The organism is Arenibacter nanhaiticus, from assembly GCF_900141935.1.
GTDB classification, from domain to species: domain Bacteria; phylum Bacteroidota; class Bacteroidia; order Flavobacteriales; family Flavobacteriaceae; genus Arenibacter; species Arenibacter nanhaiticus.
On sequence record NZ_FQYX01000017.1, the window covers coordinates 32,949 to 54,998 of the forward strand.

21 protein-coding genes and 5 tRNA genes are annotated in these 22,050 nt (G+C 38.4%); 8 read left to right on the forward strand and 18 right to left on the reverse strand.

Annotated elements, in window-relative coordinates; genetic code table 11:
* Positions 1-241 precede the first annotated feature (241 nt).
* From BUA16_RS11160 to BUA16_RS11170, 3 genes are all read right to left on the reverse strand, one after another.
* Positions 242-1,891, reverse strand: coding sequence for a beta-N-acetylhexosaminidase (locus BUA16_RS11160; protein ID WP_072764834.1), 1,650 nt, complete (start codon positions 1,889-1,891; stop codon positions 242-244).
* Between the two features lie 288 nt (positions 1,892-2,179).
* Positions 2,180-3,310 (reverse strand): hypothetical protein, encoded by a 1,131-nt coding sequence (locus tag BUA16_RS11165; RefSeq protein WP_072764835.1) that lies wholly within the window; start codon positions 3,308-3,310, stop codon positions 2,180-2,182.
* Between the two features lie 18 nt (positions 3,311-3,328).
* Positions 3,329-3,574, reverse strand: coding sequence for a hypothetical protein (locus tag BUA16_RS11170; protein WP_072764836.1), 246 nt, complete (start codon positions 3,572-3,574; stop codon positions 3,329-3,331).
* A 136-nt stretch (positions 3,575-3,710) separates the two neighbouring features.
* Here BUA16_RS11170 and BUA16_RS11175 point away from each other — a divergent pair, with 136 nt between their 5' ends.
* The 6 genes from BUA16_RS11175 (at position 3,711) to BUA16_RS11200 (ending at position 10,914) form a co-directional block, all read left to right on the forward strand.
* Positions 3,711-4,595 carry a peptidylprolyl isomerase gene (locus tag BUA16_RS11175; RefSeq protein WP_072764837.1) on the forward strand — a complete coding sequence of 295 codons (885 nt, stop codon included), beginning with the start codon at positions 3,711-3,713 and terminating at the stop codon, positions 4,593-4,595.
* Positions 4,588-6,033, forward strand: a complete 1,446-nt coding sequence (locus BUA16_RS11180) for a peptidylprolyl isomerase (RefSeq protein WP_072764874.1) — start codon at positions 4,588-4,590, stop codon at positions 6,031-6,033. The genes BUA16_RS11175 and BUA16_RS11180 overlap by 8 nt, the downstream gene beginning before the upstream one ends.
* Positions 6,034-6,037: 4 nt before the next feature.
* Complete coding sequence (locus tag BUA16_RS11185) at positions 6,038-6,991, forward strand: AAA family ATPase (protein ID WP_072764838.1); 954 nt, start codon at positions 6,038-6,040, stop codon at positions 6,989-6,991.
* A 196-nt stretch (positions 6,992-7,187) separates the two neighbouring features.
* Positions 7,188-9,455: an aconitate hydratase gene (locus tag BUA16_RS11190; protein ID WP_072764839.1), complete on the forward strand. Its 2,268-nt coding sequence runs from the start codon at positions 7,188-7,190 to the stop codon at positions 9,453-9,455.
* Positions 9,456-9,531: 76 nt separating this feature from the next.
* Positions 9,532-10,092, forward strand: coding sequence for a TlpA family protein disulfide reductase (locus BUA16_RS11195; RefSeq protein ID WP_072764840.1), 561 nt, complete (start codon positions 9,532-9,534; stop codon positions 10,090-10,092).
* Between the two features lie 258 nt (positions 10,093-10,350).
* Positions 10,351-10,914: a TlpA family protein disulfide reductase gene (locus BUA16_RS11200; RefSeq protein ID WP_072764841.1), complete on the forward strand. Its 564-nt coding sequence runs from the start codon at positions 10,351-10,353 to the stop codon at positions 10,912-10,914.
* Positions 10,915-10,941: 27 nt separating this feature from the next.
* On the opposite strand, the gene BUA16_RS11205 is transcribed toward BUA16_RS11200, so the two are convergent.
* The 9 genes from BUA16_RS11205 to BUA16_RS11245 all read right to left on the reverse strand — a co-directional run bounded on the left by BUA16_RS11205 (position 10,942) and on the right by BUA16_RS11245 (position 15,856).
* Positions 10,942-11,391, reverse strand: a complete 450-nt coding sequence (locus BUA16_RS11205; protein WP_072764842.1) for a sterol desaturase family protein — start codon at positions 11,389-11,391, stop codon at positions 10,942-10,944.
* A 1-nt stretch (position 11,392) separates the two neighbouring features.
* A complete protein-coding gene (locus tag BUA16_RS11210) occupies positions 11,393-12,232 on the reverse strand; it encodes a phytoene/squalene synthase family protein (RefSeq protein ID WP_072764843.1) in 840 nt (279 codons plus the stop codon).
* Positions 12,233-12,243: 11 nt separating this feature from the next.
* Positions 12,244-13,698 carry a phytoene desaturase family protein gene (locus tag BUA16_RS11215; protein ID WP_072764844.1) on the reverse strand — a complete coding sequence of 485 codons (1,455 nt, stop codon included), beginning with the start codon at positions 13,696-13,698 and terminating at the stop codon, positions 12,244-12,246.
* A gap of 8 nt (positions 13,699-13,706) precedes the next feature.
* Positions 13,707-14,630 (reverse strand): MerR family transcriptional regulator, encoded by a 924-nt coding sequence (locus BUA16_RS11220; RefSeq protein ID WP_072764845.1) that lies wholly within the window; start codon positions 14,628-14,630, stop codon positions 13,707-13,709.
* Between the two features lie 318 nt (positions 14,631-14,948).
* A tRNA-Lys gene (locus BUA16_RS11225) sits at positions 14,949-15,021 on the reverse strand.
* A 194-nt stretch (positions 15,022-15,215) separates the two neighbouring features.
* Positions 15,216-15,288 (reverse strand) — tRNA-Lys (locus tag BUA16_RS11230).
* Positions 15,289-15,352: 64 nt separating this feature from the next.
* A tRNA-Leu gene (locus BUA16_RS11235) sits at positions 15,353-15,436 on the reverse strand.
* A 96-nt stretch (positions 15,437-15,532) separates the two neighbouring features.
* Positions 15,533-15,605 (reverse strand) — tRNA-Lys (locus BUA16_RS11240).
* A 178-nt stretch (positions 15,606-15,783) separates the two neighbouring features.
* Positions 15,784-15,856 (reverse strand) — tRNA-Lys (locus BUA16_RS11245).
* A gap of 137 nt (positions 15,857-15,993) precedes the next feature.
* Here BUA16_RS11245 and BUA16_RS11250 point away from each other — a divergent pair.
* Positions 15,994-16,509, forward strand: a complete 516-nt coding sequence (locus tag BUA16_RS11250) for a shikimate kinase (RefSeq protein WP_072764875.1) — start codon at positions 15,994-15,996, stop codon at positions 16,507-16,509.
* On the opposite strand, the gene BUA16_RS11255 is transcribed toward BUA16_RS11250, so the two are convergent.
* The 3 genes from BUA16_RS11255 to BUA16_RS11265 are packed head-to-tail and all read right to left on the reverse strand — an operon-like array spanning position 16,498 to position 17,953.
* Positions 16,498-16,998: a phosphoribosyltransferase family protein gene (locus tag BUA16_RS11255; RefSeq protein WP_072764846.1), complete on the reverse strand. Its 501-nt coding sequence runs from the start codon at positions 16,996-16,998 to the stop codon at positions 16,498-16,500. The two genes, BUA16_RS11250 and BUA16_RS11255, sit on opposite strands and share 12 nt — an antisense overlap.
* Positions 16,999-17,007: 9 nt before the next feature.
* Positions 17,008-17,595 (reverse strand): methyltransferase domain-containing protein, encoded by a 588-nt coding sequence (locus BUA16_RS11260; RefSeq protein ID WP_072764847.1) that lies wholly within the window; start codon positions 17,593-17,595, stop codon positions 17,008-17,010.
* The gene (locus tag BUA16_RS11265) at positions 17,579-17,953 is read right to left on the reverse strand and encodes an RNA-binding S4 domain-containing protein (protein ID WP_072764848.1); all 375 of its coding nucleotides are present in this window, start codon (positions 17,951-17,953) and stop codon (positions 17,579-17,581) included. Before BUA16_RS11265 ends, BUA16_RS11260 begins: the two co-directional genes overlap by 17 nt.
* A gap of 79 nt (positions 17,954-18,032) precedes the next feature.
* Between BUA16_RS11265 and BUA16_RS11270 the strand changes: the two genes are divergently transcribed.
* The gene (locus BUA16_RS11270) at positions 18,033-18,968 is read left to right on the forward strand and encodes an FKBP-type peptidyl-prolyl cis-trans isomerase (protein ID WP_072764849.1); all 936 of its coding nucleotides are present in this window, start codon (positions 18,033-18,035) and stop codon (positions 18,966-18,968) included.
* Between the two features lie 495 nt (positions 18,969-19,463).
* Here the strand turns inward: BUA16_RS11270 and BUA16_RS11275 are convergent, their stop codons facing one another.
* Genes BUA16_RS11275 through BUA16_RS11285 form a run of 3 tightly spaced genes read right to left on the reverse strand, consistent with a single transcriptional unit; the run spans position 19,464 to position 21,936 of the window.
* Entirely contained in the window at positions 19,464-20,048 is a 585-nt protein-coding gene (locus BUA16_RS11275; protein ID WP_072764876.1) for a porin family protein, read from the reverse strand.
* 50 nt (positions 20,049-20,098) lie between these two features.
* A complete protein-coding gene (locus BUA16_RS11280; protein WP_072764850.1) occupies positions 20,099-21,052 on the reverse strand; it encodes a transketolase family protein in 954 nt (317 codons plus the stop codon).
* Between the two features lie 38 nt (positions 21,053-21,090).
* Positions 21,091-21,936, reverse strand: coding sequence for a transketolase (locus BUA16_RS11285; protein WP_072764851.1), 846 nt, complete (start codon positions 21,934-21,936; stop codon positions 21,091-21,093).
* Positions 21,937-22,050 lie beyond the last annotated feature (114 nt).

Sequence of the window (22,050 nt, forward strand, 5' to 3'; positions counted from 1 at the left end):
CACTATCTAGGTCAAATCGGTGAACCTTTGGTAGCAGTGTCCTCTTTTATGGTAGGTCGTATACTATATTTAGGGTTTAGGAGGTTTAAAAATTGTTTTTAAAAAAGGAGTTCACTGAATTGTCCACCTTTGTTTATATCTAAAGTTTTTTGAGGTAGAAAAATATGAAATACTAAAAAGCGGGAAATCCTTCTAGGAGATCCCGCTTTAAAAAATATTTTTCAAACACTAGTGTTGTTTGCTATTGAACCTGTGATTCCGCTTCAAATTTTGCCTTGTCTTCGTAGTAATTGATTCCTAAAGCCTTCCAATGTTCCTGCATTTTTTTTAGAGCCACTTTAAAACTTTCAAAGTCTTTGTTTTCAAGAGGCGTCCAACCTACCTCTGCGTAGGCCGCAATTCTAGGGAAAGTTTGTCTTTCAACGTCTAAATTGGTCGGTGTCCATTCAGTCCACATTTGGCAACCTAAGCCATAAATGTTTTCGTGATATTGTTCTTCCAAGCCTTCAGGAATAGGGTCAAAACTATACGCTTTCTCTAAAGAGATACTTTCATGGCTGTAATCTAAATAGGTGTTGCTATGTAGCGAATTGACAATTCCATAGCCTTTTTTAGCAGCATCTTGCGCCAATGCCAGGTCTCCTTTCCAGAAATGGACTACTACGTTTTTAGCCAATTCCGTTTCGGCTTCCTTATCGTCTTTCTTTTCTTCAAAGCCTTTATGAATGTTTTTGCCCATAATTTCGTTCCACCCCATCATTCTACGGCCGTGCTCTTCAATAAATTTTGAAATGTTATTGGTAAATTGAATTTGTAGATCGGCAGGAGTGTTAATATTATTCTCCTTCATATACTTTTGGACATGTTTGCTTTCTTCCCATACTTTATACCCTACTTCATCACCTCCTATATGAATGACTTCAGAAGGAAACAATTCAAATACCTCTAACAAAACATCTTTAATAAATTGAATCACCTCGGGCTTGGTAACGTCATAATTGTCATATAATCGTCCAAATTGCACTGGTACATCTATATCTACACCCGCCGTTCCTAACCAGGTATAAGCCGCTATGGCAGCACTTGAATGTCCAGGCATTTCAATTTCGGGAACTACGGTAATATTTCTTTCAGCTGCGTAGGCAACGATATCTTTAATTTGTTCTTGAGTGTAAAACCCTCCGTGAGGTTCTCCTGAAGTTTTCCCGCTTTTCCAAGTTTCAATTTCAGAATCGGTGCGAAAGGCGCCAACTTCTGTCAATAACGGATATTTTTTAATTTCGATTCGCCAACCTGCATCATCTACCAAATGCCAATGAAAAACATTCATTTTTAATAAAGCCATTTGATCTAGCATCTGTTTTACAAACGCCTCTCCTTGGAAATAACGTGACTCATCAAGCATATAAGCACGCCACTTAAATCGCGGATTATCCTTAATAGTGACCGACGGCACTAAATATTGAGGCTCCTTCGTTTCTTCCGAAACTTCTTTAGAAAACAATTGTTTTAAAGTTTGTACGCCATAAAAATATCCTGCGTCATCATTGGCCTTAATAGTGATGTTCTCTGGGGTTGCAATTAACTCGTAAGCTTCCGGGGCTAAGTTGTCTGCTTTCTCAAAATTAACAGAACCCGAATTTTCGGTTAATTCTAAATTAAACCCAGTCTCCTTATTTATAAAAGACTTAAGGTCATTGCTGGCATTTTGCTGCTCTTTAGAAGTAGTACTTATAGTTAAGCCGTCTTTAAATGCAAAAGATCCCTCTGCTAAAACAAGGGAAACAGGTTTTGGTAAGATTGATATTTCTGATGCAGAGAATGTTTTGTTTTTTTCGGTACAACTTAATACCGTTAAAACTAGTATTAGACAGCAGGCTTTTAATTTCATTTTTAGGTTTTTTTGATGTTATTTTAAGCTATAAATTTATATCATATTATTGGATTTACCTTGCAAAAATATAAATGTACTTTATGATTTCTTTGTACTTTATTTCTGGGTAGGGTGTTCTCCATTGTAAATTATTAATCCTATGATGGCATAATGGTACCATTAAATGGACTATTGCTTCCCTGGTTTCATAGAATTAATCATTAAAATAACTTACCGTAGTTGTTAAAAATAATGGCGGTCCTATAAAAAAAATAAAAAAGACTTTAAAAGCCATGAGTTTTAGAGTTATTGGTTTCGGTTAACTTCTAAAGTGTAAATCTCCCTTGCTAATTGGGTGAGGAAAGGTGTTTTTAAAGTATCATGGGGTGTAAAGGAATCATTAAGGATATGGTTTTTAGTCTCCAAAATAGTAGCGTTCAACATAAATTCTACTTTGTTGGTACTGTCTTTAATATAGGTGTAATCGGTAAAAGTATGGTAGTCATGGCTGCTTTTATGGTAAACCGCTATATTGTTAAGGTCGGCCTCTTTGGTTTGCATGGACAAAAAGTTCAAGGGTTCAACCTCTGAAGGGCTTTTTTCTGTGGTTGCCAAGACCTGCATGGCCTTCCGGAGAAAATGGTATTGTTCTGTGCTAAGGTTGAATTGTTGGTGTGCTGGAAAATTATCGGGAAAAAAGATTCTTTTTAATACCTGATTTTGGGCTTCGAGGGGGAAATAATTGTGAAGACTAAGATCAATAGGTGCTTCTGTTGATGAATCGTCCTCCTTATGGGATTTCACTCTCTTTGCCCTTGGGAGGTTTAAAGCTAAGGGAGGGGTGTTTATGCTTGGGGCTAATGGCGTGGTAGTGCTGTCGTTAAGGTAGGCTATTATAGGTTTTGTTGTAAGCTCAAAGGCATTTGTCGGAGACAATCTATGGGAAATACATACAGGAAAAATTTCTTTATTCCTTAGGGCGTTGTTAATCCTATCCTGTCCTAAAAATTCAAAAAGTCTGTCATTGGCTTCGTTGTCATGAAGGGTGAGAATTTTTGTGATCTCATTGGTAAAAGTAGTTTCTAGAGTGTCGCCTTCGATATAAAAACGAGAATGCAAGTCCAGCTTGTCTAATTCGTTAAGTTTTTCCAAACTCAGCACTGCAGTAAGCAGCCCAACCGTATTTCCTGGATAAAAGTAGGCTTGTTGATTTGTTCGGAAATCGTAATCCTTAAATGAAACGCTGTCCTTATATCTGGTTATCCGTGTATACCGTATCTGTAGGTCGTAATGCGAAACGCTATCCATAACCCTTTTAATAGTTGGGTCTGTGGTCGATAGAGCGCTTTCTAAAATGTTTTTTTGTGGGATATCCTCGGCACATGAAAATAGGAATGACGCTAATAAAAAGCCTGCGAAAAGAGTCCTTGCGGTCATATGCCTTGTCAAAAACATTTATTCAGTAGAATACACTTCTCCTCGGTGTGGTTTTAAGGCGTCTCGGACGGCAATCATTTCTGATTCCATAACGACGAGATAAGCGATGGAGTGCATATCGCTTAGGTCCTTAAATCCAGTAATGTTTAGGGCTAGTTTTTCAGCGGTGATGTATTGCTCGAGATGAATGCGGTGGTGTTCCGCCGTTTTTAAGGCAGAAGGCCCCCTAAAATCCCAGATTAATTTTATTTTTCTTTCATTCATGCGATAAAAGTACCAATCATAGGCGAATTTGCAATGCTTATGACCGTTATTTGCCGTAAATATTCTGTTAAATATAATTTTTTTTTATTAAAAAAAGTGAACTTGCACAGGATTGCTGAATTGTTAATTTTGCTATATGTATTTTTTCCGAAAAAAATTAAAAATAACGTCTAAATGGCTATTAGTAGCCTTGTTGGGGTTGGTTCTAGGGTCTTGTGGTTCTTTTTTCAAGAATAATGAGGACAAAACACCCATCGCTAGGGTAGGAGAGGCTTATTTGTACAAAGAGGATATAGAATCCCTGTTTGAAAACAATAGGTCAAAAGCCGATAGTGCTACCTATGTGGCCAATTATATTAATACCTGGGCCAGTAAACAGCTGCTCTTGAGCAAAGCGAAAATAAATTTGCCGGAAGAAAAATTGAAGATCTTTGAACAATTGGTTTCAAACTATCGTACGGACCTATATACCGGGGCTTATAAGGAAGCATTGGTACTTCAGTCTCAGGATACATCGGTAAGTAAGGAACAGTTGAATGATTTTTATGAGCGACAAAAGGAAAATTTTCAACTCAAAGAAAAATTGGTAAAGTTAAGATTCGTAGCTTTGCCAGTGAATTACTCGGATAAAGATCTGGTAATAAGTAAGTTAAAGCGTTTTAGGGAAGAAGATAAAAAATATCTAGATTCTATAAGTATACAATTTAAAAAGTATAATTTAAACGATTCAATTTGGGTGAGTGCTATACGGGTTATGGAAGAAATTCCATTGATAGTGCCTGATAATCAGGGATTGTACTTAAAAAACTCACAATTTTTTGAATTACAGGACTCTTTAGGGGTATATTTGGCAAAGATTAATGATGTGTTGGAAATTAACCAAATCGCTCCATTATCGTATGTAGAACCAACCATTAAACAATTGCTTTTGAGTAGACGGAAGTTAGAATTTATGAAAAAGCTGGAAGCAGAAATTATAGATGAAGCTATTAAAGAAAAAGAATTTGAAGTGTATGAATAAGTTAATTAAAACGGGATTTTCCTTTTTATTTTTAATGGGTACCTTAAATGCCCAAGAAGTTAAAAACGATCCGGATACCACCGTAGATGTGCAAGAGGCGAATGTAGCGGAGGCAGTTGTAACAAAAAACGATTCGGTCAGTGCGTTTAAAAAAATTAAGTTGGACGGAATTGCTGCTGTAGTTGGCGATTATGTAATTCTAGAATCCGATATTGAAAAAACCTTGATCGACCTAAAAAGTCAAGGTGCTTCTATGGCCGATATTACGCGCTGTGGGCTGTTAGGAAAACTAATGGAAGACCGTTTGTACGCCCATCAGGCCGTGCAGGACAGTATTTTAGTGTCAGATGACGAAGTGAACGCTACAGGAGATAGGCAAATACAACAATTGGTTTCTCAGATCGGCTCTATTGAAAAAGTACTGAAGTACTACAAAAAAGAAGACGAGGCTAGTTTTAGGGAAGATCTGTTCAAGATTAACAAATTGCGAATGCTTTCTGAAAAGATGCAGAACAAGATTGTTTCCGAAATTGAAATTACCCCTGAAGAAGTACGTCAGTTTTTTAACAATATTCCAGTAGATGAAAGACCTGTTTTTGGAGCAGAATTAGAGATTGCACAAATTGTAAAGGAGCCAAAAGCTTCAGAAGAGGAAAAACAAAAAGTGATCGATAAGCTAAATGAAATTAAAGCCGATGTGGAAGATAATGGGGCGAGTTTTAGTGTAAAGGCTATTCTGTATTCTCAAGATCCAGGTTCTAAATCTAACGGCGGGTTTTATAGTATGACAAGACAAACGCCTTTTGTGAAGGAGTTTAAAGATGTAGCCTTTAGCCTTAGGGAGGGTGAGATTTCAGATCCATTTGAAACCCCTTTTGGGTATCATATTATCTATGTGGAGAAAGTTAGAGGACAAGAATTGGATTTAAGACATATTCTTATTTCTCCTGAAGTTTCTCAAAAAGCCATGGATGATGTTAGGAAAGAATTAGACAGTATTCGCCAAAAGGTTTTGGATGGTGAATTTACCTTTGCAGAGGCCGCATTAAATTTCTCTGATGAAAAAGAAACGAAATACGATGGTGGATTGTTGAGGAACCCCTCCGATTACAGTTCTCGATTTGAGCTTACTAAAATGGAGCCTGCCCTGTACAACCAGGTCAGGAATATAAAAGACAATGAGATTTCTCGTCCTATTTTGGAGAACGACCCTAGAGGAGGAGCGGCGAAATACAAAATCATGAAGATTACCAATAGGTACGATGAGCATGTGGCCGATTTTGCCAAGGATTATATAAAAATCCAAGAATTGGCCTTAAGGGATAAACAATTTAAAGCGATCAAAAAGTGGATGGACAAACATATCCAAGATACCTATGTAAGCGTTAATGCTGCCAATAAGGATTGCAATTTTGCAAATAATTGGTTAAAGGATTAATTGCATGTCAGACGTTGCGGCCATTAAGGAATTAGTAGAAAAAAACAACGCCCTAAAAAAGGAGATTGCCAAGGTTATAATTGGTCAGGAGCAGGTAGTAGACCAGCTGTTGATTTCAATTTTTACCGGAGGGCATTCCTTACTGATCGGGGTGCCAGGTTTGGCCAAGACGTTAATGGTAAACACTATAGCTTCGGCATTGGGACTAGGGTTTAAGCGTATTCAGTTTACCCCAGATTTAATGCCGAGCGATATCCTAGGGAGTGAAATACTAGATCAGAATAGGGAGTTTAAGTTTATTAAGGGCCCTATATTTTCTAATATTATCTTGGCCGACGAAATTAACAGGACCCCTCCTAAGACACAGGCAGCGCTCTTGGAAGCCATGCAGGAAAGGGCGGTAACGATCGCCGGACAGCATTATAAACTAGATATGCCTTATTTTGTATTGGCAACACAAAATCCTATAGAGCAAGAAGGTACCTATCCCTTGCCCGAGGCGCAGTTAGATCGTTTTATGTTCGCCATAGAATTAAAATATCCCTCGGTTGAAGAAGAGATCATGGTGGTAAAGGCAACCACTTCAGATAAAAAACCACAAATTAACCCGCTTTTTAGTGCAGCGGAGATTTTAGGGATCCAACAGTTGGTACGCAGAATACCCGTACCGGATAAGGTGGTCGAATATGCAGTCAAATTAGTACATAGTACAAGACCCAATGTTAATGGTGCATCAAATTACGTAAAGCAATACATAGATTGGGGCGCAGGACCACGGGCATCCCAGAGTTTGGTTTTGGGAGCCAAAGCCTTTGCTGCCGTAAATGGCAAATTCTCTCCCGATATAGAGGATGTTAAAGCAGTGGCGCATGGTATTTTAAGGCACCGTATTATTAAAAATTATAAAGCGGAGGCCGAAGGTATTTCTGAAGAAGATATAATAAACAAACTTTTGTAGGAAATTAGAACATTGCTTGGAACGGAGCAAGGGGAAGTGCACATAAAAACAGCTGTTTTATTGCATTTACCTGCTTTTGATAGCAGTGTTTTTTATAATTATGGAAAATTGTCGGAATCTTACTTTAAAAATTTTAAATCCGCAATGTATTTTCTTAATTTTGACAAATTACTTTAACTTAAAAACTTAATAGATAATGGCATTCGATATTGATATGATTAGAAAGGTGTATGCTAATATGACATCACGTGTAGATAAAGCTCGTGAAGTTGTTGGCAGGCCTCTTACGCTCTCTGAGAAAATTTTATATTCTCATTTATGGGATGGAAATCCTAACACAGCCTACAAAAGAGGAAAAGACTATGTAGATTTTGCACCAGATCGAATTGCATGTCAAGATGCTACGGCTCAAATGGCTTTGTTACAATTTATGCAAGCAGGAAAGCCTAAAGTGGCCGTTCCTACTACTGTGCATTGTGACCACTTAATACAAGCGAAAACCGGTGCTGTAGCCGATTTAAAAGTAGCCAATACTACAAGTTCGGAAGTTTTTAATTTTTTAGAATCGGTTTCCAATAAATATGGAATCGGATTTTGGAAGCCAGGGGCTGGAATTATTCACCAAGTAGTACTAGAGAATTATGCCTTCCCAGGGGGGATGATGATCGGTACCGATTCTCATACCGTAAACGCTGGTGGCCTAGGGATGGTTGCTATTGGAGTAGGTGGAGCAGATGCTGTAGACGTGATGGCCGGTATGGCTTGGGAGTTGAAATTTCCAAAATTGATCGGTGTTAAATTAACCGGGAGTATTTCTGGGTGGACATCGGCCAAAGACGTAATTTTAAAAGTAGCTGGTATCCTTACCGTAAAAGGAGGAACCGGTGCTATTATTGAATATTTTGGTGAAGGGGCCAAAAATCTTTCATGTACCGGTAAAGGGACCATTTGTAACATGGGTGCCGAAGTAGGAGCTACTACTTCTACCTTTGGATACGACGAGTCTATGGAGCGTTACTTACGTGCTACAGACCGTAACGATGTTGCCGATGCTGCCAATGAAGTAAAGGATTACCTAACGGCAGATCCTGAAGTATATGCTAATCCAGAAAACTATTTCGATGAAATTATTGAAATCGATCTAGATACCCTTAGACCGCATTTAAACGGTCCGTTTACGCCAGATTTAGCTACTCCAGTAGGTGAATTGGGTGAAAAAGCCAAGGCAAACGGATGGCCTTTAAAAGTAGATTGGGGCTTGATAGGGTCTTGTACAAACTCTTCTTACGAAGATTTGACCAGGGCAGCTTCTATCGCACAACAAGCCGTTGATAAAAAGATAAAATCGAAGTCCGATTTTGGGATTAACCCAGGATCAGAGCAAATTAGATTTACCGCAGAACGCGATGGTCTTTTGGAAATCTTCGAAAACCTTGGTGCTACTATATTTACAAATGCATGTGGACCATGTATTGGACAATGGGATCGTAGCGATCTTAAAGGAGACGAGAAAAATACCATCGTTCATTCCTTTAACCGTAACTTCTCTAAAAGAGCGGACGGAAATCCTAATACCCATGCTTTTGTAGGTTCTCCGGAAATGGTGGCCGCAATAGCGATCTCTGGAAGGTTAGATTTTGACCCGATGAACGATACCCTTATCAATGAAGATGGGGAAGAAGTGAAATTGGATGAACCAAGAGGGATAGAATTGCCTCCAAAAGGGTTCGAAGTAGAAGATGCTGGGTACTTAGCGCCAGATGAAGATGGTTCTTCAGTGGTGGTTAAGGTAGATCCAAGCTCTGAACGTCTACAGTTATTGGAGCCTTTTGTGCCAATTAAACCAGAAAATTTACAAGGCGCTAAATTGTTGATTAAAGCTTTTGGAAAATGTACCACCGACCATATTTCAATGGCCGGACCATGGTTGCGTTTTAGGGGACACTTGGACAATATAGCGAACAATACCCTTATTGGAGCTGTGAATGCCTTCAATAAGAAAACCAACTTTGTAAAAAATCAATTGACAGGTGAGTACGTAGGTGTACCAGATGCACAGCGTGCTTATAAAGCGGCTGGTATTAAAACGGTTGTTGTTGGTGATCATAACTATGGAGAAGGATCTTCTCGTGAGCATGCGGCTATGCAACCTAGACATTTAGGAGTTGCCGTGGTAATCGTGAAATCTTTTGCACGTATCCATGAAACAAACCTTAAGAAACAAGGGTTGTTGGGGCTTACCTTTGCCAATGAAAACGATTACGATCTAATTCAGGAAGACGATATCTTTAACTTTATCGATATCAATGAATTTGCACCGGATAAGCAATTGACCCTAGAATTGGTTCATGCAGATGGTAGTAAAGACGTGATTAAATTGAATCATACTTACAATCAATCGCAAATTGAGTGGTTTAAAGAAGGGTCTGCCCTTAACGTTATCAAGAGAGAAAACGTCGCTTAATTTAGATTTTAAATACTTAGTAAAAACTCCTGATTATTATCAGGAGTTTTTTAGTTTTGGCAAAAGGTTAAACAGCATGAGAGTTAAGGGAAGGACGGTTTTAAATATAGCCATAATGGCGGTGATTTTATCCTTTTTTGTAACGCCATTGGGCGATTATAGTAAGGTGATGTTGAATAGGATTTTTTCCTTTTCCCCTACAGTTGCCAAAGAAGCCAATAGAGAAACTATTGCCGATTACAACTGGAGGTTGAAGGATGAGAATTGGGATTTTTTCAACTTTAAAGAATCGGAAGGGCGAGTGGTATTTGTGAATTTTTGGAGAACATGGAAGCTGCCTAGTCATGCCGAGCTCGAAAGTGTTCAAAAGCTGTACGATGCCTATAAGGGAAAAGTCGACTTCTATATTATTACAAATGAAGAAAAAGAACCCGTGGAAAAATTTATGCAGGAACGAAATTTTACTTTTCCAGTCACTTACTCCGTTGTTGGGGACAGTTCTCCGCTGTCAGGAAGTAATACTCCGCGATCTTACCTTATAGATAAGAAAGGCAAAATAGTCATCCAAAAAGAAGGGGTTGCCGATTGGGATAACGCTAGGATGTACCAATTGCTAAACTCTCTTCTAGAGAAGTAGGCTATATTTAAATTTAGCTAGGGCATAGGTTTTCAAAAAGGATTATTCATGTATAAGTATGGACTGGTGAATATTGTTGTCAGAAGGACGTACGAAAGCTTGTATTGTGTTTTTTGGTACGACTAAATTCCATACCTTCATATGTATGAAATGAGCAAGACCCAAAACCGGTCGCAACTATCAATTCAGCTATGCGAATTACATGCTTGTACTAGCGCAGTCGAAGTATGACGGTCGAAAAACAATAAGGATCTGGATATGAAGAAAATAGAAAAAAAACGGCTGGTTACCCTACTGATGGTAGTGGCCTTGGTGATTTTCCTATTTACGCCTGTCGGGTTTCATATAAAAGTACAGATCAATAGGCTTTTAGCATTTAATCCTACACCCGTTGCAGAACGCGAACAGCAAACTATAGGGGATTACGATTGGAAATTACGCGATCTTCAGGATAGTACCTTTTATTTTGAAGCGCAAAAGGGACAGGTAATTCTGGTAAACTTTTGGGCAACATGGTGTCCTCCTTGTGTCGCCGAAATGCCTAGTTTGCAACAATTGTACAACGACTATGGCGATAAGGTGGTCTTTGTGTTCGTAGCGCAGGACCAAGAGAAAAGGGTAAAGCAGTTTTTAACCCAAAACGGGTATGAGCTACCCGTGTATTTCGAGGCTTCTACAACCCCAACCACACTGTTTTCAAAAAGTATACCTGCTACGTATATCGTGGATAAATCAGGAAAGATTATTGTAGCCAAAACGGGTGCTGCCGATTGGAACAGTGATGAAACTAGGAAGCTATTAGATCAATTAGTGATCCAATAAGGGCAATTCCTTAATGAATGTTCAATGCTATTTCTTGAAGTATTTAAAGGGGACGAAAAGCATTCCAAAACACTCTCCGTCTTGTTTGCCTAAATGTTTATGATGCATTTTATGAGCCCTTCTAATGCCTTTTGCATACCAGTTATTGGCGTTTCTAAAAAGTTTAAAGCGTTGGTGGATAAAAATATCGTGTACCATAAAATACGCTGCACCATAGGCCATTATACCAAAGCCTAACGGCCAACCATACCAAAAGATTGTTTCGGCCCCGGCATAGAAACATCCCATACTCACTAAGGCGTAAAAGATAAAAAAGACATCATTTCTCTCAAACCAAGAATCGTGGTCTTTTTTATGGTGGTCTTTGTGTAATTTCCATAAAAATCCATGCATAATGTATTTATGGGTAAACCAGGCCATAAATTCCATGAAGGAAAAAGTAGCAAGAAATATAAGGATCCAAATAATAGTTTTCATTCTAGACTAGTTTTAATTTGTAATTGAGGTACGATTGTGCCAAAAGGCGAAATTTTTGTGGGTTGGATACTCGTATGCGACTGTTTTTAATGAATTGCGGTGGCGTGCTTTGTAGTTTTTGTAACAACTTATAATAGTACTTATAGGCCGTGTATACTCCAAACTTTGCTTGAGGGGGTAATTGGGTAATGCCAGAATACCCTAGCTTAAAATCGGCCTTAATTTCATTAATAATACGAATTTTATCCTCTTCGTTCAACTGTTTTAAGTTTGTATTGGGAAAATAAGATCTATTCAACTCCTCAAAGTCCGTTTTTAAGTCCCTTAAAAAGTTTACTTTTTGAAAAGCAGATCCCAGTGCCATAGCCGATACCTTTAAATGCTCATATTGTAAACTATTGCCACTTACGAATACTTTTAGGCACATGAGGCCAACAACATCCGCCGAGCCATAAATGTAATCCTGGTATTCCTTAGGGGTGCTGTAAATGGTCTTTTTTAAATCCATTCGCATACTCTTCATAAAATATTGTACCAGATGAAGGGGAATATCATATTTATGAAAAGTGTGTTGAAACGAATTTAAAATTGGGTTTAAGCTAATTTTTTGTTCCAAGGCCTCCATAAGATCTTGTTCAAACTTGTCGAATAAATACGGCTTGTTGTAGTTGTGAAAACTATCAACAATTTCATCTGCAAAACGAACAAATCCATAAATATTATAAATGTCGTATCTAATAGAAGTGTGTAACATTTTGGTGGCAAGTGAAAAAGAGGTGCTGTATTGCTCCGTAACCAACTTGCTACATTTATATGATACGCTATCAAAAATGTTCTTCATAGGTTTTTTTTTTAATTATCATGAATAAGCTCAGAAACCAATTTTCCTGAAATTAATGCTGGAGGTACTCCTGGTCCTGGAACCGTAAGCTGTCCTGTGAAAAATAAGTTGGCTACTTTCTTACTTTTTAATTTAGGTCTTAGAAAGGCTGTTTGCATTAATGTATTGGCCATTCCATAGGCATTTCCTTTATAAGAATTATATTGTTCTATAAAGTCGTCAATACAAAAATCTTCCTTAAAAAGAATATTGGCACTAACTTTTTGATCCGTTAGCTTTTCAAATCTCTTCAATATAATATTAAAATACTGATTGCGCAACGCCGGTGTATCCTTTAACCCTGGGGCAATGGGGATAAGAAAAAAGCCTGTTTCATACCCGACAGGTGCCATGGAGTCATCGGTTATCGAGGGGAAATTGGCATAAAACAATGGCGCTTTTGGCCATTGTGGACTGTCATAGATCTCCTTGGCATGTTCTTCAAAACTGGTATCGAAAAACAAATTGTGATGAGAAACGTTTTTTAGTTTTTTATCGAAAGCCACATAAAAGAGGAGGGAGGAGGGGGCAAAGACCTTTTTCTCCCAATAGGCTTCGGAGTATTGTCTGTATTGTGGGGCTAAGAGGCTTTCGGAATGATGGTAGTCGGCGCCGCTAACTACAATGTCGGCTGCAATGTTTTGGGTGGCCACCGTTATTCCGGTAGCTTTACCGTCGGTGACAAGGATCTTTTCTGCGGGACTGTTGGTGTGTATGTCAACACCGAGCTCTACTGCCAAGCTGCTCATGGCGTTTATGATCTGGTACATGCCTCCTTTGGGGTGCCATGTGCCCAAGCCAAAATCGGCATAATTCATGAAACTATAAAAGGAGGGCGTATTTGTAGGTTTGGCTCCAAGGAACAATACCGGGAATTCTAAGGTTGCAATAAGTTTAGGGTTTTTAAACCTGCGGCGTACTTCTTGACTGATGGTTTTAAAGAATTGGTCTATTCTGATAATGGTGTCTTTGCTGACCAGTTCTAATGGGGAATTCCCCGGACGTAAAACAATTTTATGAATGGCAATTTCGTAGTTGTCCTGGGCTTTGGCAATAAACTTGCGCAATTGTTCGGAGCTGTTTTTTTCGATACGGTCAAATTCCAGACAAATTTTATCCATGCAGTCCCCAATGGTGATTACATCGTCCGAGAAAAATATTTTATAAGCCGGATCTAATTTGTCTAACTGATAATAGTCCGAAGTTTTTTTTCCAAAATCATTGAAAAAATTATCGAAGATATCGGGCATCCAATACCAGCTGGGACCCATGTCAAAGGTAAAGCCGTCCTTGGTAAACTGTCTTGCCCGACCACCAAGTGTGTTGTTTTTTTCGTAAATAGATACCTTATAACCTTGCTTTGCCAAATAGCAAGCTGCGGATAGCGATGAAAACCCCGATCCTATGACGACTGCCTTTTTACTCATTTTAATAGCTATAAATTAACGGTTTCTAGTTTGTTCAATTCCTTAATGGCTCTATTGATGGTGCTAAAGGTTCGGATACCTCGCGGTAGTTTCGCTTGCTCTAAATGCGTTGTTTGTTGTCCTAACAGCCAAAGTTCGCTTTTGTTGCTTTTTCCTATGAAATTCTGAAAATCGGTTAGGTAGGCATCTATTTTATCCTTGGAAGGAGCCACAGTGAAATAAGAGATATAATATAGATTGTCAAAATACTTGTTTAAATCTACCAGATTTTCCAACGGCATAGACTGTCCTAAGTATATGGTCTTGTAGCCGCTTAGATTAATTTCGTAATTTAAATATAACAGCCCTAGTTCGTGAATTTCATTTTCTGGTAAAAACAAGACAAAGGTCTTGTCTGTAGTATAGTCGGTATTCGAATGTAGTTTTTCGGTGTGAACAAAAATCACGTGCTTTATTAAATGCGTAATAAAGTGTTCGTGGGAGGGGCTTATAGTGTCAGTTTGCCATAGGAGACCAATTTCATTTAAAAAAGGGAGAAAAACATCTTTAAAAACAGCTTTAAAGCTTCTGTTTTCGGAGACCTGGTCCAAGGTTTCAAAGAATAAAGCTTGGTCAAAATTCATCATCGCTAGTTTAAAGGAAGCGACCGCATGATCTTGTTTGCTTTTTGAAGTCGTTATAGTAGAAATTAAATCTTTGAATTCCTTTTGGGATAATTCAGCTATTTTAGAAATCTTATAACCATTGTTGTATAGTAAGGTGATGTTTAATAGCTTTTGGAGACTTGTAATGCTGTAGGTTCTTATATTGGTGCTGGTGCGTTCTGGAGAAAGAAGATTGTATCGCTTTTCCCAAATCCGAATGGTATGCGCTTTTATGCCAGATAAATTTTCTAAATCCCGAATACTGAATTCTTTCTTAACTCTGTTCATGTTTTATTAAATAAAGCTAAACAAAATTACGATTAATATTCAATAGATAGTACTATTAGTTGCTAAAAAGTACGGAAATTCAGCTGATATGTTGAATTTAGAGGATTGGCGATAGAATAGTCGCCTATGAAATATAGTTGGTTGGAAGGAAAAACAGGATTAAAAGAGGATTTTTTTTTTTTTAAGCGAGGATGCCAAATGAAAATTAAAGGCGCTTATTTCTAAAAGTAGTAAAGTGATCCTGTAATTTGGCAAAAAGAATGGCCTTTAAAAACTGTTTTAAACAAAAAAAGCTAAGTGAAATACTTAGCTTTTTTGTGACTTGGCTGGGGCTCGAACCCAGGACCCTCTCCTTAAAAGGGAGATGCTCTACCAACTGAGCTACCAAGTCATAATGTATGTAGAACAAAAAACCAAGACAATGAATAATTGCTATCTATGATATTTTGTGTTGTAGACTAGTTTTAAATAAAAACCTTTTTTGTCAATTTTGCCCTCCTAAGAAGGCCTGTTTGTCAAATTTAAACAAAGGATTTAAAAACGATGTCAGATAAATAATAAGTGAATGATACACTTAGCTTTTTGTGACTTGGCTGGGGCTCGAACCCAGGACCCTCTCCTTAAAAGGGAGATGCTCTACCAACTGAGCTACCAAGTCATTAATATGCTGCGCAGGACAAAAAATAAAAAACAATGAAAAAACTGTTATTTATACTGCTTAGTGCCCACGACTAGATTCGAACTAGCACGTCCTTGCGAACACCACCCCCTCAAGGTGGCGTGTCTACCAATTTCACCACGTGGGCTCTTGAGTTAGATATCCAAAAATCGGACGCCTTTCTAAAAGAAATGATATAGAAACTATTTCAAATAAAAAAAGTTAAGCGGAAACCTAACTTTAGTGACTTGGCTGGGGCTCGAACCCAGGACCCTCTCCTTAAAAGGGAGATGCTCTACCAACTGAGCTACCAAGTCAGAATGTATATCGTATAAAAATAAATCTGTTTTAATATACGTTTCTAATGATCAGATCTATGCTTGCATCTGACTGCTGTGCATTTAAATCTTTTATTCAATATTTCAGAGATAACCCTAAACCGTTATTTTAGGCGTTATTAAAAATTAAAAAAGTTAAGTGGAAACCTAACTTTAGTGACTTGGCTGGGGCTCGAACCCAGGACCCTCTCCTTAAAAGGGAGATGCTCTACCAACTGAGCTACCAAGTCATTATTTGTGGCGAACACGGCGTGTTTGCGGGTGCAAATATACGACCATTTGTGAAGCCACCAAATGCTTTTTCAATTTTTTTGGTTTTTTTTTGATATCCCATTTTAATGAGGCAATTTTACAGGAAATTAGAATTGTGAAAATAGCATTGGTTGGATATATGGGTAGTGGGAAGTCTACTATCGGTAAATTGTTGTCTAAAGATTTGGCAAGCAGTTTTTTAGATTTGGATGAAGTTATTGAAGACGGACTTGGAGATTCTATTTCCAATGTGTTTAAGACACATGGGGAGATCTTTTTTCGTAAAAAAGAACACCAATATTTAAATGAAGTTTTAACGGAAAAAAATAATTTTATTCTCTCTACAGGTGGGGGCACACCCTGTTATTCTGGAAATATGGAGACTATGTTGGCCATGGCCGACTATGTTTTTTACCTAAAAGTGTCCATTCCCGGACTGGCAGAACGTCTTATAAAAGAAAAAGACCACAGGCCTTTGATAAAAAATATACCCAATGATGAGTTGCCAGAGTTTATAGGGAAGCACTTGTTCGAAAGAAATAACTATTACCTAAAGGCTCCCTACATCATAACTTGTGATCATAAAGAGCCTCAGGAAATTGTTGAAGAGATAAAAGGCTTACTCCGTTAAATAGACACGGTCGTTTTCTGGGCTAAACTCTACCTCTACATGTTCTTGTAAAGAAGTAGATAGAGAAATGCCCTTGAAATCTGCTTTTACAGGATATTTCTTGTGATTTCGGTTTACTAGCACAGCTGTTTTTAATTGCTTTAAGGGAACTCTAAGGAAATGATGCACTCCATATATTAAGGTAGTACCCGAATTAAGGACGTCGTCTATCAAAACTACCGATTTGTTGGTGTATTCTTCTTCTGGAATGGAAGTCTGTACGCCGGTAGTAAGCGGATTCGATTTGTTCATGCTCACTTCGCATAAGGTAATCTGGGCTTCCGTAATGGTATTGAGAACAGCTTGGATTTTTTTGGCGAAGTTTAAACCGCCCCCAACAATCCCAGCGATGATTATTTCGGTTTCAAAAACATTGGCTTCGTATATTTGATAGGCGATGCGCTTAATTTTGTGTTGTATTTCTTGGTGTGATAATATGTTGTTGACCATAATGTGCAATTATTTGGATTCAAAGATAAAAAACAGTTCTTTACCTGCTCTTGGTTTTATAGAATTGTAGGCGTTTTCTAATATCTTAATGGTAAAGTCTTTTGAAAAAAGCATTTTGTACTCCTTCTGGTCTCCACCAAAGGGCGGACCTGATTCCGTTAAGGGGAAATTAAACAGTAGCCCTGCCAATTTTCCCTTGGGTTTTAAGAGTTGTTTCATTTTACGTGCATAGGCCGGTCGTAGACTCGGGTCCAAGGCGCAAAAAAAGGTCTGTTCCAATATAAGGTCAAAATCGGAAAGTTCAAGATCAAAGAAGTCTCCCTCAATAAGTGTTGCCCTATCGGTTTTTGTAAGCCTGCCTCTTAACTGCTCTAACGGGGGTTTGGCTATGTCGATGACTGTAATATTGCAGAACCCCTGTTCTGCTAGGTACACCGCCTCATAGCCGTTTCCGGCCCCGGGAATTAAAATCTTGATCGTTTTATCACGGAGTTGATCTATATAGGACTTTAAAGGGGTAGAAATATGGCCTATGTCCCATCCGGTATCCTGATTAATATACCTGTCTTCCCAAAATTCTTTATTCAGGTTCTTCATGCAAATAGTCGTCTATTTCTCTTCTGTCCTTCTTTGTGGGGCGTCCTGTTCCCTTCTTTCTGTAGTAATCCTTGGAAAACTTTAAAAGTTCATTGTGTTCAAAAGCCTCTTTTGGAGTAGTATCCTTTCGATAGATGTCTACTAATTTGGCGCCCACCCTGCTTTCTGGGATGTCTAAAACAGTAAATTCGTAATTAATTTGATCTTTACGGACAATAACTTTGTCCGTAGGGTACACTTCTCGGGAAGGTTTAACCACCTGCCCGTTAATCCTTATATGTCCCTTTTTACATGCTTCCGAAGCGATATTTCTGGTCTTAAAATAACGGGTGCTCCATAAGTATTTGTCAATCCGCATAAACTATTGAAATTCTTTGTTAACGTCTTCTACAAAAATAGGGGAAAATTGTATCTTGCGGCCTTTAAATAAGAAATCAATGAATATTAAAAGAATTCTTTTCCTCGCATTAATTGTCACTTTTGTATACTCATGTAAGAAAGATGACGGTGGATCTTCTATACCCCCAACACCGCCAAGATTATTAAGTGAAGTGGCGGTGGAAAATGATGCCGAGATAAAAACCTTTCTGGAAACTCATTTTTACAATTACGAAGCCTTTGAAAACCCAACAGAGGATTTTGATTACAGGATCGTGATTGATACGATAGCTGGAGTTAATTCCGAGAAAACTCCGTTAATAGATCAGGTGAAGATAGAAGTAGTAAAAGTGTCTACCTCAGATTTGCGTTTGGGAGCGGAAGCAATCGTAGAAACAGATATTCCTCACAATCTTTATTATTTAATAGCCAGGGAAGGAGAAGGTGTTAGTCCTACTTCGGTAGATTCTGTATACGTGAATTATCAGGGTACAGCACTGAGCGGAGATATTTTTGACAGTCAAATAGGAGCTCCTGTTTGGTTTGACTTGCCAGGGCTGGTAAACGGATTTAGAAAAGGGATTACTAAATTTAAGACCGGTGGTGAGGTTCAAGAGAATGGCGATGGTACTTATACGGTGCCAGGTTCAGGGATCGGAATGCTTTTTATACCATCTGGACTAGGGTATTTTAACGGAAGTGCTACTGGAAAATCTTATGACCCTTTGGTTTTTGAAATAAATTTGTTGGCCATGAAATCGTCTGACCACGATGGCGATGGAGTAATTACTGCTCTTGAAGATTTAGATGGCGATGGTGATCTTTTTAACGATGATACCGACGGGGATAAATTTCCGAATTATATGGATAAAGACGATGATGGAGATGGTGTCTCAACAAGGGACGAAATAGAAATTGATGCAGAAGGGAATGTAACTTTCCCAGATACGGATGGGGATGGCATTCCTGATTATTTAGATGCAGATACGAAATAGTCTGTCTCTGTTTATAATTTAAATAAGACCAGCTTTTGAAAATAGTTCAGAAGCTGGTTTTTTTTTGTAGCGACATTTCGTGTCCAAATTGAACATAGATGAGTGTTGTGGCAGGATGAAGAAAAATAATGGGGGTGTAGTTATTATGGGTTGATGCCGGATTCTTGGAGGTCTTCTAATAATGCTTTGGGCGTTCCCTCCTTCGTCGGGCGGGCCCTTGTCTATATCCCTTGCTTCGCTGCGGGGATGCCGCCGCGGTCCCTAACGCAATAAATATAATAAGATCAATTATCATGGCTTTCAAGTCATGATTTAAAGGAGAGGAGTCTGCAGTATCAATTACCATGGCCTTCAAACTATGGATTTAAAGAAGAGGGGGCTGTAATATCAATAGCCATAGCCTTCAAGTCATGGGCTTCAATATAAAAGAAAACCGCCTATTGAATATATCCAATAGGCGGTTTTGTACTTTAATGTTATAAAAGTTAAAGCTTCTTAAAGGCTAATGGCTAAACTTAAAATTAATTGATCTGGTCTAGTGTCTATTCTGTCACCAGTAGTTATCCCGTTAGAATTAAATACGGTTACTTCGTTTTCGGTAAAGCCTCTTTCGTATCTAAGGTCTATTCCGAACTTCCCAAAAGAAATACCGGCACCAATATTCAATCCAACTGTAAAATCATTTTCAACATCGCCAATGGTTATCCCGTCAAAATCCGTATCCAAAATATATTGGAAAGATGGACCGGCAAAAACCTGTAGTGGGCCAACTAGATTAACACCTACAAGAAGCGGAAGGTCTAGTTTGCTCATGTCAAGACTATTGTTTTCGTAGTCTGATTTCGTTTTGGTATACACCAATTCTGGTCTAAAGTAAATATCCGTACCTACCTTGCCAAAAAATCCAACGTGATAACCAACATTGCTATCCGGATTTTTATAAGCATCTTCAGTAGATTCAAAATAATCACCGTTAGCACCATAATTTAGACCTGCTTTGATCCCAAAACCAGGATCTTTTTGCGCGATAGCAGTGAAGCTTCCTAAAGCAAATACTGCCAGTAAAAATGTTTTCTTTATCATAATGAATTAATTTTTAAAGTTAATATTAACCAAAAATGATACCAAGATTACTTTCTTTTAAGCACTTTTTGAACGGCTTTTTCAATCGCGGCTGCGTTTAAGCCGTATTTTTCCATTAATTGCGCTGGGGTTCCGCTTTCTCCAAAAGTATCTTGGGTAGCTACAAACTCCTGAGGTGTCGGGCGTGCAGTCGCTAAGAATCCGGCAATGCTTTCTCCTAATCCTCCTAAATAGTTGTGTTCCTCGGCAGAAACAACACAGCCTGTTTTTTCTACAGATTTTAAAATAGCCTCCGTGTCTAGTGGTTTAATAGTATGGATATTGATAACCTCGGCAGAGATACCTGCTTTTTCTAAGTTCTCGGCAGCGATCAATGCTTCCCATACTAAATGACCCGTAGCTACAATAGTAACATCGGTACCTTCGTTAAGCATTACAGCTTTCCCGATTTCAAATTTCTGGTCTTCTGGAGTAAAGTTAGCTACTTTTGGTCTTCCGAAACGCAAGTAAACAGGACCTTCATATTCTGCAATAGCGATGGTTGCCGCTTTGGTCTGGTTGTAATCACATGGGTTGATTACGACCATTCCAGGGAGCATTTTCATCATCCCTATGTCTTCTAATATTTGGTGTGTTGCACCATCTTCACCTAAGGTAAGTCCTGCGTGTGAGGCACATATTTTTACGTTCTTGTCAGAATAAGCTATAGATTGTCTGATTTGATCGTATACCCTTCCTGTAGAAAAGTTTGCAAAGGTTCCGGTAAAGGGAATTTTTCCTCCAATGGTAAGTCCAGCTGCAATCCCCATCATGTTTGCTTCGGCAATACCTATTTGGAAAAAACGCTCTGGGTTTTCCTCAATAAATTTTTCCATTTTAAGGGAACCTATCAAATCGGCACAAAGGGCAACTACATTTGGGTTGGTTCTTCCTAGTTCAGTAAGTCCAGCTCCAAAACCGCTCCTTGTATCGTTCTTACCTTGATCTATATATTTTTTCATAGTGTATTTTCTTTATTGTTATTTGGAAATGCAGGGGATTAATAATCGCCTAAAGTTGCTGGGTTTTGAGCCAAAGCATTCTCTAATTGCTCGTCGCTGGGAGCTTTACCGTGCCAAGCATGGGTATGCATCATAAAATCTACGCCATGCCCCATAATAGTATGTAATAAGATACAAACAGGTTTGCCTTTTCCAGTTCTACTTTTGGCCTCTGCGAGTCCTTTTATAATAGCTTCTAGGTTATTTCCTTCTTTAATTTCAAGAACGTCCCAACCAAAAGCTTCAAACTTTAATTTTAAATCGCCCATTGGCAATACATCATCGGTAGAACCATCAATTTGCTGTCCATTGTAATCAATGGTCGCAATAAGGTTGTCTACTTTCTTTCCAGCGGCATACATGATGGCCTCCCAGTTTTGCCCTTCTTGTAATTCTCCATCACCATGTAGGGAATATACTAAGGTAGGATCTTGGTTTAATTTTTTCGCTTGTGCTGCTCCTAAGGCTACAGACATTCCCTGTCCTAAAGATCCTGAGGCAATACGAACCCCTGGTAGACCTTCGTGAGTAGTTGGGTGCCCTTGCAAACGAGAATCGATTAACCTAAAAGTATTTAATTCGTCAACGGGAAAATATCCTCTTCTTGCCAATACACTATAGAAAACCGGAGATATATGACCGTTTGATAAAAAGAAAAGATCTTCATTTTTACCATCCATGTCAAACTCGGGTTGTAACTGCATTGTTTCATTGTACAGTGCTACCAAAAATTCGGTACACCCTAATGAACCTCCTGGATGCCCGGAGCTGACCTTATGAACCATTCTTAGTATATCTCTGCGTACCTGAATGGTCAAATCTTGTAATTCTTGTAGTTTAGGCATTTTATGTATGTTTTTAAAAAGTTATCAAAAGTAATGGCTATCTTTTGGCTATACAAGTTCGAATAGTGTTATTTTGTCAAATTTCATTGCCGATAACATAACTTTATTTTTTTG

Excerpts from the sequence above, each read along its gene's own strand:
- BUA16_RS11260 (WP_072764847.1), bottom strand. The coding sequence starts at position 17,595 with ATGAAGAACCTGAATAAAGAATTTTGGGAAGACAGGTATATTAATCAG.
- BUA16_RS11195 (WP_072764840.1), top strand. The coding sequence starts at position 9,532 with ATGAGAGTTAAGGGAAGGACGGTTTTAAATATAGCCATAATGGCGGTG.
- BUA16_RS11285 (WP_072764851.1), bottom strand. The coding sequence starts at position 21,936 with ATGCCTAAACTACAAGAATTACAAGATTTGACCATTCAGGTACGCAGA.
- BUA16_RS11180 (WP_072764874.1), top strand. The coding sequence starts at position 4,588 with ATGAATAAGTTAATTAAAACGGGATTTTCCTTTTTATTTTTAATGGGT.
- BUA16_RS11255 (WP_072764846.1), bottom strand. The coding sequence starts at position 16,998 with ATGGTCAACAACATATTATCACACCAAGAAATACAACACAAAATTAAG.
- BUA16_RS11165 (WP_072764835.1), bottom strand. The coding sequence starts at position 3,310 with ATGACCGCAAGGACTCTTTTCGCAGGCTTTTTATTAGCGTCATTCCTA.
- BUA16_RS11270 (WP_072764849.1), top strand. The coding sequence starts at position 18,033 with ATGAATATTAAAAGAATTCTTTTCCTCGCATTAATTGTCACTTTTGTA.
- BUA16_RS11200 (WP_072764841.1), top strand. The coding sequence starts at position 10,351 with ATGAAGAAAATAGAAAAAAAACGGCTGGTTACCCTACTGATGGTAGTG.
- BUA16_RS11210 (WP_072764843.1), bottom strand. The coding sequence starts at position 12,232 with ATGAAGAACATTTTTGATAGCGTATCATATAAATGTAGCAAGTTGGTT.
- BUA16_RS11170 (WP_072764836.1), bottom strand. The coding sequence starts at position 3,574 with ATGAATGAAAGAAAAATAAAATTAATCTGGGATTTTAGGGGGCCTTCT.
- BUA16_RS11215 (WP_072764844.1), bottom strand. The coding sequence starts at position 13,698 with ATGAGTAAAAAGGCAGTCGTCATAGGATCGGGGTTTTCATCGCTATCC.
- BUA16_RS11185 (WP_072764838.1), top strand. The coding sequence starts at position 6,038 with ATGTCAGACGTTGCGGCCATTAAGGAATTAGTAGAAAAAAACAACGCC.
- BUA16_RS11175 (WP_072764837.1), top strand. The coding sequence starts at position 3,711 with ATGTATTTTTTCCGAAAAAAATTAAAAATAACGTCTAAATGGCTATTA.
- BUA16_RS11205 (WP_072764842.1), bottom strand. The coding sequence starts at position 11,391 with ATGAAAACTATTATTTGGATCCTTATATTTCTTGCTACTTTTTCCTTC.
- BUA16_RS11160 (WP_072764834.1), bottom strand. The coding sequence starts at position 1,891 with ATGAAATTAAAAGCCTGCTGTCTAATACTAGTTTTAACGGTATTAAGT.
- BUA16_RS11190 (WP_072764839.1), top strand. The coding sequence starts at position 7,188 with ATGGCATTCGATATTGATATGATTAGAAAGGTGTATGCTAATATGACA.
- BUA16_RS11265 (WP_072764848.1), bottom strand. The coding sequence starts at position 17,953 with ATGCGGATTGACAAATACTTATGGAGCACCCGTTATTTTAAGACCAGA.
- BUA16_RS11280 (WP_072764850.1), bottom strand. The coding sequence starts at position 21,052 with ATGAAAAAATATATAGATCAAGGTAAGAACGATACAAGGAGCGGTTTT.
- BUA16_RS11220 (WP_072764845.1), bottom strand. The coding sequence starts at position 14,630 with ATGAACAGAGTTAAGAAAGAATTCAGTATTCGGGATTTAGAAAATTTA.